Source organism: Burkholderia sp. BCC1999, assembly GCF_905339975.1.
Taxonomy (GTDB): domain Bacteria; phylum Pseudomonadota; class Gammaproteobacteria; order Burkholderiales; family Burkholderiaceae; genus Burkholderia.
The window spans coordinates 59,242-72,506 of the sequence record NZ_CAJPHP010000029.1 but is presented as its reverse complement, the minus strand read 5'-3'; the positions used below and the strand labels follow the sequence as shown (position 1 = coordinate 72,506).

The following is a 13,265-nucleotide window of genomic DNA, read 5'->3' as shown; positions in this document are numbered from 1 at the left end:
GGAGCGCTCTGGGCGCTCGGTCGGCTCGTTTATAGTCTTACAGGGCGAATTTTGGCCAAACGGCATTTATGCCGGTATCAGCGAAGTGGCGTATGCCATGCAGGATTTGTCTGTAAACCGTGTAGGAATTTTTCCGACAAAGCGAATTTAAAGAGGCAATCGGGAAGGCGGGTGACAGCGCGAATTAGGCTGTGCGGGTACCGATGGCCGCCGCTCGGTAGCGGAAGGCTTGCCGGCAGGGCTGCCGACAATCGGATCGGTAAAAATTATAGTGGTTTTTCACGATAGCGCAACAATAGTTGCGGTCATCTCGATTCATGATTCCCCGCCCTTTTTCTCGGGGTTTTCGCGTATTTCATCGTGTAACAAGCCTTAAGTGTTTGAAAAAACACTCGAACCCCGCAGGGCGATATCGATAATGGACTCCAATGGGCGGCGGCGCGAGCCGTGCCGGCCCGCCCCGCAGCTTGCCGTCCGGCGCCCCGCGCACCCCGTCCAGGGCCCGGCCACGTAACGCCAAACGCGTGCGTCGGCGAGTTCCGCAACGTTGGATGGGATCCACACCGGCGCCACGGCGCCCACGGATCGAAACCGGAGAACCCCCATGCGAATTGCCCAGATCGCGCCGCTTTACGAAGCCGTTCCGCCGAAACTCTACGGCGGCACCGAGCGTGTCGTGTCCTACCTCACCGAGGCGCTCGTCGAACTCGGCCACGACGTGACGCTGTTCGCCAGCGGCGACTCCGTCACGTCGGCCCGTCTCGAGGCGGCGTGGCCGCGCGCACTGCGGCTCGACCCGTCGATTCGCGATTCGATGGCGCCCCACATGCGGCTCCTCGAGCAGGTCGCCCGGGTCGCGCACGAATTCGACGTGCTGCACTTCCACCTCGACTACCTGCCGTTCCCGCTGATGTCGCGCCTCGACACGCCGTACGTGACGACGCTGCACGGCCGCCTCGACCTGCCGGAACTGCAGCCGGTGTTCGACGCGTTCCCGGACGCGCCGGTCGTGTCGATCTCGAACAACCAGCGCAAGCCGCTGCCGCAGGCCGCGTGGGCCGGCACCGTGTATCACGGGCTGCCCGACACACTGCTCACGCCGCAGCCCGGCGTGAAGCCCGAATACCTCGCGTTCCTCGGCCGGATCTGTCCCGAAAAGCGTGTCGACACCGCGATCCGGATCGCCGCGCAAAGCGGGTTGCCGCTGAAGATCGCCGCGAAGGTCGACAAGGCCGACGCCGACTATTTCAAGGAAGTGATCGAGCCGCTGCTCGGCGAGGCGCACGTCGAGTTCATCGGCGAGATCAACGAGGCGCAGAAGCCCGCGTTCCTGTCCGGCGCGAAGGCGTTGCTGTTCCCGATCGACTGGCCGGAGCCGTTCGGCCTCGTGATGATCGAGGCGATGGCCTGCGGCACGCCGGTCGTCGCGTTCAACCGCGGCTCGGTGCCGGAAGTGATCGAGGACGGCGTGACCGGCTTCATCGTCGAGGACGTGCAGGGCGCGGTCGGCGCGCTGCACCGGATCGACACGCTGTCGCGCACCGCGATCCGCCAGCGTTTCGACACGCGTTTCAGCTCGAAAGCAATGGCGCAGCGTTATGTCGAAACTTACGAATCGCTTTGCACGGCGACCAAGCAACCGGTATTGCGCCGGGTCGCGGGTGCCTGACGCGGATATCCGCGCCGAAATATTCGGTAAAATCCGCGCCAAAATCGGCGTGTAAAACAAAAGAGCCGCATCGTCGATGCGGCTCTTTCTTTTTGGCTTCCGGTCATTCGATCACGAAGCGATCGCGGTTTTTCCCGACGATCCAATTGGGCGGCTTGCCGCGGCCGCTCCAGGTTGCACCCGACTTCGGATCGCGGTATTTCGGCGGTAGCGGCGCCTTCTTCGGCGGGCGCCCGCGCCGTGCCCGTTCCGCGAAGCCCAGGTCCTGGGCCGTCAGGCCGTATTCCGCAATCATTCGCTGGACGTCGGCAATGACCGCCGCCACTTCCTGGCGGCGCACGTCGTCCGCCTGGGCCTGCAGATCGGCGATCTGCGCCTTGAGTTTCGCGTATTGAGACATTTTTTGACTCCCCTTTTCGATGATGCGGCCCCGGCGAATCCGGCCAGGACGCCAACACCCGTTACGTCATCCGCACTGCCGCCCTGCCCTTCGAAATAAATGCTGTCATCTTTAACCGATTTGGCTATATCGAGAATGCGGACTTATTCTAATAAAAGGCATTCGTCAGCCATTCAAATTTAACAATCGTTGACCCTCCCGGACGCGATTCATTTCCTATAATCCAGACCAATTCCGGGCGATCGAATAAATCCGTCGTGTCGTCCGTTGGTCTTCAACCCACTTGAACAAGGTCCTTACATGAATCTTTCTCAGCGTCTCGCTGCAGAGGTATTCGGCACGTTCTGGCTGGTGCTCGGCGGGTGCGGAAGCGCCGTGCTGGCCGCCGCCTTTCCGGGCCTTGGCATCGGCTTTGCCGGCGTCGCACTTGCCTTTGGCCTGACCGTGCTGACGATGGCATTCGCAATCGGCCACATCTCGGGTTGCCACCTGAATCCGGCGGTGAGCGTCGGCCTGACGGTCGCCGGCCGCTTCCCGGCACGCGATCTCGCACCGTACATCGTCGCGCAGGTCGTCGGCGCCACGCTCGGCGCGTTCGTGCTGTACCTGATCGCAACCGGCAAGCCGGGCTTCGACGTCGTCGGCAGCGGCTTTGCGACGAACGGCTTCGGCGATCGCTCGCCCGGCCACTACTCGCTGACCGCATCGTTCATCTGCGAAGTCGTGATGACGGGCTTCTTCCTGTTCGTGATCCTCGGCGCGACCGACAAGCGCGGTGTGCCGGCCGGCTTTGCGCCGATCGCGATCGGCCTGTGCCTGACGCTGATTCACCTGATCTCGATCCCGGTCACCAACACGTCGGTGAACCCGGCGCGCTCGACCGGCCCGGCACTGTTCGTCGGTGGCGACGCGATTGGCCAGCTCTGGCTGTTCTGGGTTGCGCCGTTGATCGGCGCGGTACTCGCAGGGATCATTTACCCGCTGGTCGCCGGGCGTGACGACGCCGTCGACCGGCTGCCGGCATCGGCTCGCACAAGCGAATAAAACACTACGGGGTCAAGCGAGCAGAGCAGCGAGCCTCACGCTGTCCAAGAACATCGAGGCAGGTAGTTTCGACGGGCGCCATTGGCGCCCGTTTTTCATTTTCGCTCGGAAAACGCACCCGGGACCGGGCGCTCAGGACGTGGCGACGTTGCCCTCGAGCGAGAACAGCGTGCGCAGGTGACGAGCGACACCCGCATCAAAGTTGTTGCCGATCCGCGGGACGTGCGGCAGCCGCGCGACCAGGTCGGGGTTCGCGTTGTTCATCATGAACGCGTGACCGGCGGTTTCGAGCAGGTCGATGTCGTTCATGTTGTCGCCGAACGCGATGCAGTGGCCGGTATCGACGCCGAGCCGCGCGAGCACCGTGCGCAGCGCGCGACCCTTCGACACGTTCGCGGTCATCACTTCCAGGCAATCGGGCAACGAGTACGTGACGTACAGCGCATCGCCGAAGCGCACGCGCATCTGCTCGGCGACGATCGCCAGATCGGCCGGCTCGCCGATATACAGCACCTTCGCGATACCGGCGCCGTCGTGCGCGGCCATGTCGATCACGTCGTACCGGAAGCCCGAATCCTGGTGGAAGTCGAGCAGGTGCGGCGCATCGCGGTCGATCAGCCAGCCGTCGTTGGTGAACAGGTTGACGATCACGCGGCCATGCGCGCCGGTGACGTCAGGCTGCACGAGGCCACGGACGATCGCGGGATCGATGTCCTGCGCGTGGATCCTCGTGTCGTCCGGCGCATGCACGCGCGCGCCGTTCGACGTGATCAGGTACGGCCGGATGCCGAGCACGTCGCGGATGCCGGCGACGTCCGCATAGTGGCGCCCCGTCGCGATCACGAACTGCAGGCCGTCGCGGTCGAGCCGCCGGACGGTGTCGATCGTGTACGGGTCAAGCTGGTGGTCGCTGTTCAGCAGGGTACCGTCGAGATCGGTGGCGATGACTTTGTACATGGGACGGGAGAATGGCGCTCAGGGCTCTGCGGAATCGCCATTTTAACGTCGTGGCCGACGGCGCGCCGGACGGTTCCGGTTCAAGCGCCGCCTTCGGTGCGGCGTCAACGCACCTTCCGCCCCGCCTTGCCTGGCTTCAACCGCCTTCTGCCGCCCGCAGCGCCTGCAGCGCGAGCCGCAGCGCGCCATGCGCGGAATCGTCGAGCGGCGCGCGCAGCCGTGCGGCGTGACGCGCCGGCACGGCCGGTGCGAGCGCGTCCGCCAGCCCGCCGCACAGCGCGACCGGCAGCGCCTGCTGCGGATCGAGCGCATCGATCATCTTGCCGATCTCGTCGCCGGCTCGCGCGATCAGCGCGCCCGCGACCGGATGCGTGCGGTGCGCGAACACGATCGGCGCGAGGCGCGCGTAGATCGTCTGGTTCGCATCGCACGACCACTGGACGAGCGCGTCGCGATCCTGCGCGCCTGTTTCCGCGAGCAGCGCATCGGCGAACGCATCGCGCGGCACGCGGCCGTCGAGCGCCTGTTGCGCGTACGCGAGCGCGCGCACGCCGAGCCACGCGCCGCTCGCCTCGTCGCCGGACGGAAAGCCGAAGCCGCCGGCGATCCGGCACGCGCCGGCCGCGTCGAGCGCCGCCGCGATGCTGCCGGTGCCGAGCGCGACGATCAGCCCTGGTGCGCCGCCGTGCGCGCCGACGACCGTCGTATACGCATCGCTCTCGATCGCGAGCGCGCCGAGCGGAGCCTGCGCGCGGAACGCGGCGAGCCACGCCGCATTGTTGACGCCCGCGAGCCCGCAGCCGAGCGCGCACTGCGACCAGTCGAACGCGAAGCCGGCCTGCGTGAATGCGTCCGCGCATGCCGCGCCGATCGATGCCCATGCGCGCTCGATGCCGAGCCCGAGCCCCGACGGGCCGCCGCGCCCCTGCGCGAGTTCGCGCCCGTGCCGGTCGGCCAGTACCGCGCGCGTGCCCGTGCCGCCGCCGTCGATGCCGATCGCAAAAAGTAATGCCGCCATGCCTTCAATCCCGCTGATTCGAACAGGCGCCAAGCTTAACCGGATCGGCGCCGCACGCCCATCTGCCGTTCGGCCGGCTATCCCGTGAAAAGGGCTTCCGCTATGCTGACACGTTCAAATCGACACTGAACACGGGGCAGACGATGTCGCAGCGGTGTAACTGGGTGAAGACGGAAGCGGACGCTCACTATCACGATACCGAGTGGGGTGTGCCGTCGCACGACGATCGCCACCTGTTCGAAATGCTGATCCTGGAAGGCGCGCAGGCCGGACTGTCGTGGTCGACAATACTGAACAAGCGCGCGGGCTATCGCGAGGCGTTCGCGGAGTTCGACGTCGACGCCGTCGCGCGTTTCACGCCGAAGCGCATCGAGAAGCTGCTGGAGAATCCCGCCATCGTGCGTAACCGCGCGAAGGTCGAGTCGGCGGTCACCAATGCGCGCGCGGTGCAGCGCATCCGCGAGGAACACGGGTCGCTCGCCGCGTTCCTGTGGTCGTTCGTCGGCGATACGCCGATCCAGAATGCATGGCAGTCGTATCGCGACGCGCCCGCGTCGACCGAGCAGTCCGACGCGCTCAGCAAGGCGCTGAAGGCATACGGCTGCAAGTTCGTCGGCTCGACGATCTGCTACGCGCTGATGCAGGCAACCGGCATGGTCAACGATCACGAAGTCGGCTGCCCGTGCCACGCGCAGTGCGCGGCGCTCGGCGGCAAACAGCCGGCCCGGAAGCGCAAGGCGGGCTGACGGCGCAGGCGAAGGCGCCGGCACCGGCGCAAGTCGGGCGCCCGTCCTTCACAGCCGCCCGCGGCGACGGTGGCACCGGTGCCACCCGTCACTCATCGCGCGTCACTTACCGCGCGGCGCGTGACGAAGCCGGCACGACCGGCCGTGCGCTCCGCGCCGCCCGCACACGTGCGCTGCGCTTCTTCACCCAGATGCAGACCCCAGTCACGCTCAGCATCGCGATGACGATGCCGAGCGCGCTGACCGCGATGCGGCCCGCGACGCCGGCGATCCGCCCCGAGTGCAGCGGAAACTGCACCTGCATGAACAGGTCGCCGGCCGAGCCGCGGCCCGGCACCTGGGCCGCGACCGGCTTGCCGGTCACCGCATTCCAGTACAACCACGCATTGCCGAGCCCGACATCCCCGTGGTCGTTGCCGGGCGTGAAGAATCCGACCGCATAGACGTTCATCGCCGGCGCGAACAGCAGCGCACCGGGCGGCGCGGCAATCCCCGCGTCGCGCCCGGCCGCGCGCGCGATCTCGACGATCTGCTCGCGCGGCAGCACGGTGCTGCCCGGCGGAGCCGGCGGGAAGTGCCCGGGATTCGTGTACGGCGTCTCCGCCAGCGGCGACACGAGCGACACCAGCGGGCGCACAAGGGGCACGGCGAGGTTCATCGAGATCGATGTGACCGCAACGACCAGCAGCAGCCCCCATACCCATACGGCCCCCGAGCGGTGCAGGTCGAACACGAGCGGATAGCCGCCGCGCCGCACGCGGAACGCGAACGACTTGCGCCAGCTTTTCAGGTTCGGGAACGCAAGCACGAGCGCGATCAGGCAGTCGATCGCCCACACGATGCCGACGACGCCCATCACCCAGAACCCGAAGTTGATCCCGCGGTACTCGGGCAGGAACAGTGAGTAATGCAGCCGGTAGATGAACGGCATCAGGTCGAGCCGCGCGAGCGACAGCTCGCCCCATTCGCGGCGGCCCTGCACCGCGCCGGTCGCGGGATCGACGGCGATCTGGCTGAAGTCGATGACGTGCGGCTGGCCGGTCGCCGAATCGGTGCGCGGTATCACGCCCGCCTGCAGCGTGCGCCCCGGCTCGACGGCGAGCGGCAGGTAGGTCACTTGCACGCGCGGGTCGGCAGCCTCGATGCGCGCGGCCAGCTCGAGCGGCGGAAGCGGCGCCGCGCCGCTGTGCGCGACGTAGAAATCCGGATTCAGCGCGGCGTCGAGCTCGTGGTCCCACGCAATCAGCGCGCCGGTGAGCCCCGCGACGAACAGGAACAGCGCGATGGCGAGCCCGAACCAGCGATGCAGGCGGACGAGAAACGGTCGCAGGAACGCATTCATCGCGTGCGCAGCGACAGGAAAGCGGGCCGGCCCAGGCGGCGGCCCCGGTTCGACGGGAGGCAGGTCATGTGATGTCGAATGCCGCGCAAGCGCCGTCCGGTCACGCCAGGCGAGACCGGATGCCCTTGTGCGCGGCATGGAAATGTTGCGCGTTCGGCGGGTTTTGATACGATGCGCGACATTTTAACGCAATGCGAATGATTCTTACTCGCATTTTTACTCACTCGCCATGACCGCCAGCCTCGCCCGACCTCCCGTCCGTCCACGCCGCGTGGCCGCCGCCCTTGCCTGCCTCGCCGCATCGCTCGCGCATGCCGACGATTCGCCCGGCGACGCCGCGGTGCTGCCGGCCCTCAACATCACGGCCGCGCACGATTCGCCGCAACACCTGACCGACACGATCTCGACCGGCGCGCTGGGCACGCGCCGTCAGCTCGACACGCCGTTCTCGACGACGATCGTCACGTCGGAGGAGCTCGAGGCGCGCCAGCCGTACAAGCTCGGCGACGTGTTCGCGAACGATGCATCGGTGTCCGACAACAGCGGCGCGTACAGCGCGTGGGCGAGCTACATGACCGTACGCGGCATGCAGCTCGACTGGCAGAACGGCTACAAGATCGACGGGCTGCCGTTCGTCACGTACGGGATCACGATGCCGTACGAGCAGCTCGAGCGCGTCGAGTTGCTGAAGGGGCTCGGCGGTTTCCTGTACGGCTTCGTGACGCCGGGCGGCGTCGTGAACTACGTGACGAAGCAGCCGGGTACCGAGCCCGTGCGCAGCGTCGACGTCGGCTACCGCAGCACCAACGTATGGACCGAGCACGTCGATCTCGGCCAGCGTTTCGGGCCGAACGGCATGTTCGGCGCGCGGCTGAACGCGACGCACGAGGAAGGCAAGACGTACAACGACGGCAACATCCGCCGCGACAGCGTGTCGCTCGCGCTGCAGGCGAACCTGACGCGCGACCTGTCGGTGTCGTTCGGCGCGCTGTACCAGGACCGCCGCACGACGGGCCAGACGCCGTCGATCTTCACCGGCAGTTATCCGGGCGGCGCGCTGCCCGCAACGATCAGCGGCGGCTCGACGAACCTCGGCGGCAAGGACCAGTACCTGAACACGAACCTGCAGCTGTACACGGCGGGGCTGCAATACCAGCTCGCGCCCGACTGGCAGCTCGACGTCGCGTACAGCTACAGCAAGGCGACGCGCCGCCGCAACGAAAGCACGCTGTACCTGCAGGACGCGGCCGGCAACTACACCGACAGCCGCTACGTCGGGATGGAGGATCACCGCTTCAGCCAGTGGCGCGCGATGGTCGAGGGCAAGGTGCGCACGGGCCCATTCAGCCATCAGATCGTGCTCGGCGCATCGTGGCAGAAGCAGGCGAACGACTATTCGGCGAACAGCGTGTTCGTGCCGCTCGGCGCGGGCAACTTCTATGCGCCGAATCCGTACCGCTACGAGAGCCCGCACGGCTTCATCCAGTACCGCACGAGCGAGATCGTGCAGAAATCGTTGTTCGCGAGCGACACCGTGCAGCTCACCGAGCGCTGGTCGGTGCTCGCCGGCGTGCGCTACATGAACTACGAGCAGCGGTCGTTCCAGGCGAGCGGCGCCGAGGATCCCGGCTACCGCCAGAACGGCGTCGTGACGCCGACCTTCGCGGTGATGTTCAAGCTCGCGCCGACGACCACCGCGTATGCCAGCTACGCCGAATCGCTCGAGCCCGGCAGCCGCGTGAACGACGTCTACGCGAACGCGGGCCAGATGCTCAAGCCGTTGCGCAGCAAGCAATACGAGCTCGGGATCAAGAGCGAGCATGCGCGCTGGAGCGCGACGGCCGCAGTGTTCCGCATCGAACGCAGCGCCGAGTATGCGAATGCCGCGAACGTCTACGTGCAGGACGGCGAATCGATCATCCAGGGGATCGAGTTCGGCGCGCGCGCGAAGTTCGGCACGCGCTGGAACGCGGGCGTCGACGCGATGCTGCTCGACGCGTGGTATGCGAACGGGGTCGGCAACAACGGCAATCGCGTTGCAGGCGCGCCACGCTTCGTGCTCGCCGGCGACGTCGGCTATGCGGTGCCGGGCGTGCCGGGGCTGACGCTCGGCGTCGACGCGAAATTCACCGGCGCGACACCGCTGCGCGCGGCCGGCGGCCTCGACGCGCCGGGCTTTCTCGTCGTCAATGCGGGCGCGCGCTACCTGACGCGGGTCGGCCGCCACGACGTGACGCTGCGCGCGTCGATCGACAACGTGCTGGGCCGCCGCTACTGGGAATACCAGTACGCGGATTACGTGAAGCCGGGCGACCCGCGCACGGTGAGCCTGAACGCGAAGATCGACTTCTGAACGCCGCGCCGGCGACCGCATACCGCCGGCGATCAGCCCTTGGCCGGAGCGGCCGCCCACGGTGGCCTCGGGATTTTCCCGGACCCCAAAAGCAAAACGGCGGAGCGGCCTCTTTCGAGGCACACTCCGCCGTTTCGCGGCAAACCGTCAGACGCTCTTAGTGGAGCTTCTTCGGCAGCATCTGGCTGCGCAGACGCTTGTGCAGGCGCTTGACGGCTGCTGCCTTCTTGCGCTTGCGGACTGCGGTCGGCTTTTCGTAAGACTGGCGCTCACGCAGTTCAGCGATCAGGCCATTTTTTTCGATAGCGCGACGAAAGCGGCGAATCGCCACTTCGAACGGCTCGTTTTCTTTCAGAAGAATCGTCGTCATGTCGTTCCTAAATTGCTTAAACGGTCAAAAACGTAGCGGCCAAGCGCCACGCACCGGCCATCCGGGCGTCCCCACAACAGGCGAAACGAGCGGAAATACGGCCTCGGAGGCCGGAAAAGAGAGGCGGAAAGCACCGCGAGTACGCTTCACAAGCTGCGTGCAGCGCCGCGTTTGACTGCCAGCAGACATGCCGAAAACGGCAGGGCCTCGACAGAAATCTCAATTCAGCCCGCCATCATAGCAGGGAATCACAGACAAAACCATCCTTTTGTCGACCGTGGGCAAACGTTCCAGCCAATCGGGCGATTCCCGCACCCCGACCGCCGCGCTGCCCGCCATGCCAGGCGCGCCTTCCCGGCGAAACCGGCCATTCCGTCCCGAATTTCCTCAAACATCCCTCTAAAGTTTTCGCCGGGTGCCGCCGTCAACCAGGAAAGGCGGGCAGCGCCAGACGCGAAAAAGCGCAACGCCGAAATCAGAACCTGTCTGTATCTCAGGCATTTTCCAAAACGAGGAAGCAAATGCTGAACATCAACACCAACATCCTTTCGCTGACGACGCAGACGAATCTGTCGGGCTCGCAAAACGCGCTGTCGCAAGCGATCAACCGCCTGTCGTCCGGCAAGCGCGTCAACACGGCAGCCGACGACGCGGCAGGTCTCGCGATCTCGACGTCGCAAACGGCAGCGATCAACGCGCTGACCCAAGGCGTGTCGAACGCGAACAACGGCATCTCGATGATCCAGACCGCAGCCGGCGCGCTGCAGTCGACCGTCGACAACCTGCAGCGTATCCGTACGCTGGCAGTCGAAGCAGGCGACGGCTCGCTGGATTCGAACGCACGTGCGAACCTGCAAGCTGAAGTCACGACGCGTCTCGGCGAAATCGACCGCGTGGCAACGCAAACGTCGTTCAACGGCCAGACCATCCTGAGCAACGCCGGCAACGTCACGTTCCAGGTCGGCGCATCCGCCAACCAGACCGTTGCCGTCAACTTCGGCGCGACGGTGTGGACGAGCACGGGCGCAGGCCTGAGCCTGAGCGGTCTGTCGGTCAGCGACCAGACGAGCGCACAGTCGGCCATGACGGCAATCGACGCGGCACTGAAGAACGTGAACACGTTCCAGGCAACGCTGGGTGCAGCACAAAACACGTTCCAGGCTGCGATCACCACGACGCAAACCCAGGCAACGAACATGAGCGCAGCGCGTTCGCAGATCACCGACGCGGACTTCGCGACGGAAACGGCGAACCTGAGCAAGGCGCAAGTGCTGCAGCAAGCCGGCATCTCGGTGCTCGCGCAAGCGAACTCGCTGCCGCAGCAAGTCCTGAAGCTCCTGCAGTAATCGGGAACACCCGCGCCGGGCGGTCCGCCCGCGCGCACGGCGTCGTCCGCGTTGCGACGCGCGACGGCGCCGATTCGATTCGTCGAACCCGACACTCCAGGGAGGCATGCCTCCCTGCTTGCATTGAAACCGAAGTACGGCGACCCGCCGGATCGCGCGCAATCGCGCAAACGACTGGAGCACCCGCATGACCACGACGAGCACAAGCACGACGGATATCGGCAGCATCCTGGCGCAAGCCGGACAATCGATCATCAGCGGCGCGACCAATTCGACGCTCGACGTCAATTCGCTCGTCACGTCGCTGGTGCAGGCCAAGACCATCGGCCAGCAGACCACCATCACGAACAAGCAGACGGCCGACAACACCGAACTGTCGGCGGTCGGCAAACTGAAATCGGCGCTGTCGGCGCTGCAGACCGCGATCACTGGCCTGTCGAACGGCACGACGCTGAGCGGTCTCGCGGCAACCGCGAGCGGCAACGGCATCACCGCGTCGGTCAAGAGCGGCGGCGGCGCAGTGGCCGGCTCGTATGCGGTCAACGTCACGCAGCTCGCCACCGCGAACAAGCTGTCGTCGGCCGGCGTCACGTCCACGGACACGATCTCCGCCGGTTCGCTGAGCATCACGCTCGGCACGGGCACGCCCTTCAACGTCAACGTCGCCGCCGGCGCATCGCTGTCCGACATCGCGAAATCGATCAACACGACCGCCGGCAACCCGGGCGTCACCGCCTCTGTGATCACCGGCTCGGACGGCCAGCACCTCGTGATCCAGTCGAACAACACCGGTGCGGCCAACGCGGTGTCGGTGACGGGCACTGGCGTCAATTCGAAGCTGACCTCGGGCTACTCGACCGTGACACCCGCCGCCGACGCGAAGCTGACGGTCGACGGCACGCCGGTGACGAGCGCGTCCAACAGCGTGTCGGGCGTGCTGACGGGTGTCACGCTGAACCTGACGACGCAGGCGCTGAACACGACCCAGACGGTCACGCTGTCCCCCGACACGACGGCCACGACGACCGCGATCAACGCGTTCGTCAGCGCATACAACACCTACGTGACGACCGCACAGTCGCTGTCGTCGTACGATCCGAACACGTCGACAGCCGGGCCGCTGCTCGGCGATTCGATGCTGAACACGATCTCGAACGGCCTTGCGAGCGCGATCAGCGGCGGCGTCACGACGGGCGGCTCGACCTATTCGCTGGCGGCCATCGGCATCAACCTGCAGGTCGACGGCACGCTGCAGGTCGATTCGACCGCACTGAACACCGCGCTCACGTCGAACAGCCCGGCCGTCGCCGGCCTGTTCAACACGACGAACGGCATCGGCCAGACGCTCAACAACCTGGTCAACAACTACACGCAGACCAACGGCCTGATCGACCAGCGCACCACGGCGATCAACGCGGACCTGAAGAACCTGTCCGACCAGGCGACGCAGCTGCAGAACTACTCGGCCCAGCTGACGACGCAGTACAACGCGCAATTCACCGCGCTGAACAACCTGATGGCGACGATGGCGAACAATACGAAGTACCTGACCCAGCTGTTCGGCGGCACCAACAGCGCCGGTTCGCTCGCCACCAACAAGTAACCCGCCCTTCGCACGACGCCGAACGACGACCATGACCATGACGACCGATGCCCTGAACCATGCGCTGCACCTGACCCAGGCGATGCAGTCGGCGACCGCGTTGCGCGACTGGGAGCGCGTCGCCGCGCTGGCCGACGAGCGCTCGCCGCTGCTGATGAGCCTGTCGCCGGAGCAGACGCCCGCCGCGCTCGACACGATCCGCCGGATCATGGACATCGACGCATCGATCGCGCAGGACGCGCAGTCCGATCGCGACCGGCTCGCGCAGCAGTTCACCGCATCGCGCGAACGGATCCGCGCCGCGAGCGCGTACCAGGCGACCGGCATGCTGTAAGCGTACGAACAACAACGCGCGCCGCCATCGAGCGGGCGCCGACGTCGTATCGTCGAGCCGCATTCGTGCGGCTTTTTTTTCGC

At 66.1% G+C, this 13,265-nt stretch carries 12 protein-coding genes; 7 read left to right on the top strand and 5 right to left on the bottom strand.

From position 1 onward, the window contains the following. Window positions 1-604: 604 nt before the first annotated feature. Window positions 605-1,669, top strand: coding sequence for a glycosyltransferase family 4 protein (locus U5809_RS30935; protein WP_059232704.1), 1,065 nt, complete (start codon window positions 605-607; stop codon window positions 1,667-1,669). 103 nt (window positions 1,670-1,772) lie between these two features. Here the strand turns inward: U5809_RS30935 and U5809_RS30930 are convergent, their stop codons facing one another. Continuing rightward, a complete protein-coding gene (locus U5809_RS30930) occupies window positions 1,773-2,069 on the bottom strand; it encodes an H-NS histone family protein (protein WP_174384121.1) in 297 nt (98 codons plus the stop codon). Window positions 2,070-2,369: 300 nt separating this feature from the next. On the opposite strand from U5809_RS30930, the gene aqpZ reads away from it, so the two are divergent. Further along, a complete protein-coding gene (aqpZ, locus tag U5809_RS30925) occupies window positions 2,370-3,113 on the top strand; it encodes an aquaporin Z (protein WP_322089303.1) in 744 nt (247 codons plus the stop codon). Window positions 3,114-3,245: 132 nt separating this feature from the next. Here the strand turns inward: aqpZ and U5809_RS30920 are convergent, their stop codons facing one another. Beyond that, window positions 3,246-4,070, bottom strand: coding sequence for a Cof-type HAD-IIB family hydrolase (locus U5809_RS30920; protein ID WP_322089302.1), 825 nt, complete (start codon window positions 4,068-4,070; stop codon window positions 3,246-3,248). Window positions 4,071-4,206: 136 nt separating this feature from the next. Further along, window positions 4,207-5,088, bottom strand: coding sequence for a BadF/BadG/BcrA/BcrD ATPase family protein (locus U5809_RS30915; RefSeq protein WP_322089301.1), 882 nt, complete (start codon window positions 5,086-5,088; stop codon window positions 4,207-4,209). Between the two features lie 143 nt (window positions 5,089-5,231). Here U5809_RS30915 and U5809_RS30910 point away from each other — a divergent pair, with 143 nt between their 5' ends. Then, window positions 5,232-5,834 carry a DNA-3-methyladenine glycosylase I gene (locus tag U5809_RS30910; RefSeq protein ID WP_322089300.1) on the top strand — a complete coding sequence of 201 codons (603 nt, stop codon included), beginning with the start codon at window positions 5,232-5,234 and terminating at the stop codon, window positions 5,832-5,834. A 106-nt stretch (window positions 5,835-5,940) separates the two neighbouring features. On the opposite strand, the gene U5809_RS30905 is transcribed toward U5809_RS30910, so the two are convergent. Continuing rightward, window positions 5,941-7,176 carry a PepSY-associated TM helix domain-containing protein gene (locus U5809_RS30905; RefSeq protein ID WP_322089299.1) on the bottom strand — a complete coding sequence of 412 codons (1,236 nt, stop codon included), beginning with the start codon at window positions 7,174-7,176 and terminating at the stop codon, window positions 5,941-5,943. Window positions 7,177-7,405: 229 nt separating this feature from the next. On the opposite strand from U5809_RS30905, the gene U5809_RS30900 reads away from it, so the two are divergent. Continuing rightward, entirely contained in the window at window positions 7,406-9,529 is a 2,124-nt protein-coding gene (locus tag U5809_RS30900; protein ID WP_322089298.1) for a TonB-dependent receptor, read from the top strand. 157 nt (window positions 9,530-9,686) lie between these two features. Here U5809_RS30900 and rpsU read toward each other — a convergent pair whose 3' ends face one another. Next, window positions 9,687-9,899, bottom strand: coding sequence for a 30S ribosomal protein S21 (gene rpsU / locus U5809_RS30895; RefSeq protein WP_006401410.1), 213 nt, complete (start codon window positions 9,897-9,899; stop codon window positions 9,687-9,689). A 521-nt stretch (window positions 9,900-10,420) separates the two neighbouring features. On the opposite strand from rpsU, the gene U5809_RS30890 reads away from it, so the two are divergent. The 3 genes from U5809_RS30890 (at window position 10,421) to U5809_RS30880 (ending at window position 13,182) form a co-directional block, all read left to right on the top strand. Further along, a complete protein-coding gene (locus tag U5809_RS30890; RefSeq protein WP_176048964.1) occupies window positions 10,421-11,245 on the top strand; it encodes a flagellin domain-containing protein in 825 nt (274 codons plus the stop codon). Between the two features lie 187 nt (window positions 11,246-11,432). Continuing rightward, a complete protein-coding gene (fliD, locus tag U5809_RS30885) occupies window positions 11,433-12,848 on the top strand; it encodes a flagellar filament capping protein FliD (protein WP_322089297.1) in 1,416 nt (471 codons plus the stop codon). A gap of 37 nt (window positions 12,849-12,885) precedes the next feature. Further along, window positions 12,886-13,182: a flagellar protein FliT gene (locus U5809_RS30880; protein WP_322089296.1), complete on the top strand. Its 297-nt coding sequence runs from the start codon at window positions 12,886-12,888 to the stop codon at window positions 13,180-13,182. Window positions 13,183-13,265: the final 83 nt, after the last annotated feature.

Bases quoted from the DNA above. Each gene is read 5' to 3' on its own strand.
- U5809_RS30935 (WP_059232704.1), top strand. From the start codon at position 605: ATGCGAATTGCCCAGATCGCGCCGCTTTACGAAGCCGTTCCGCCGAAA.
- U5809_RS30930 (WP_174384121.1), bottom strand. From the start codon at position 2,069: ATGTCTCAATACGCGAAACTCAAGGCGCAGATCGCCGATCTGCAGGCC.
- aqpZ (WP_322089303.1), top strand. From the start codon at position 2,370: ATGAATCTTTCTCAGCGTCTCGCTGCAGAGGTATTCGGCACGTTCTGG.
- U5809_RS30920 (WP_322089302.1), bottom strand. From the start codon at position 4,070: ATGTACAAAGTCATCGCCACCGATCTCGACGGTACCCTGCTGAACAGC.
- U5809_RS30915 (WP_322089301.1), bottom strand. From the start codon at position 5,088: ATGGCGGCATTACTTTTTGCGATCGGCATCGACGGCGGCGGCACGGGC.
- U5809_RS30910 (WP_322089300.1), top strand. From the start codon at position 5,232: ATGTCGCAGCGGTGTAACTGGGTGAAGACGGAAGCGGACGCTCACTAT.
- U5809_RS30905 (WP_322089299.1), bottom strand. From the start codon at position 7,176: ATGAATGCGTTCCTGCGACCGTTTCTCGTCCGCCTGCATCGCTGGTTC.
- U5809_RS30900 (WP_322089298.1), top strand. From the start codon at position 7,406: ATGACCGCCAGCCTCGCCCGACCTCCCGTCCGTCCACGCCGCGTGGCC.
- rpsU (WP_006401410.1), bottom strand. From the start codon at position 9,899: ATGACGACGATTCTTCTGAAAGAAAACGAGCCGTTCGAAGTGGCGATT.
- U5809_RS30890 (WP_176048964.1), top strand. From the start codon at position 10,421: ATGCTGAACATCAACACCAACATCCTTTCGCTGACGACGCAGACGAAT.
- fliD (WP_322089297.1), top strand. From the start codon at position 11,433: ATGACCACGACGAGCACAAGCACGACGGATATCGGCAGCATCCTGGCG.
- U5809_RS30880 (WP_322089296.1), top strand. From the start codon at position 12,886: ATGACGACCGATGCCCTGAACCATGCGCTGCACCTGACCCAGGCGATG.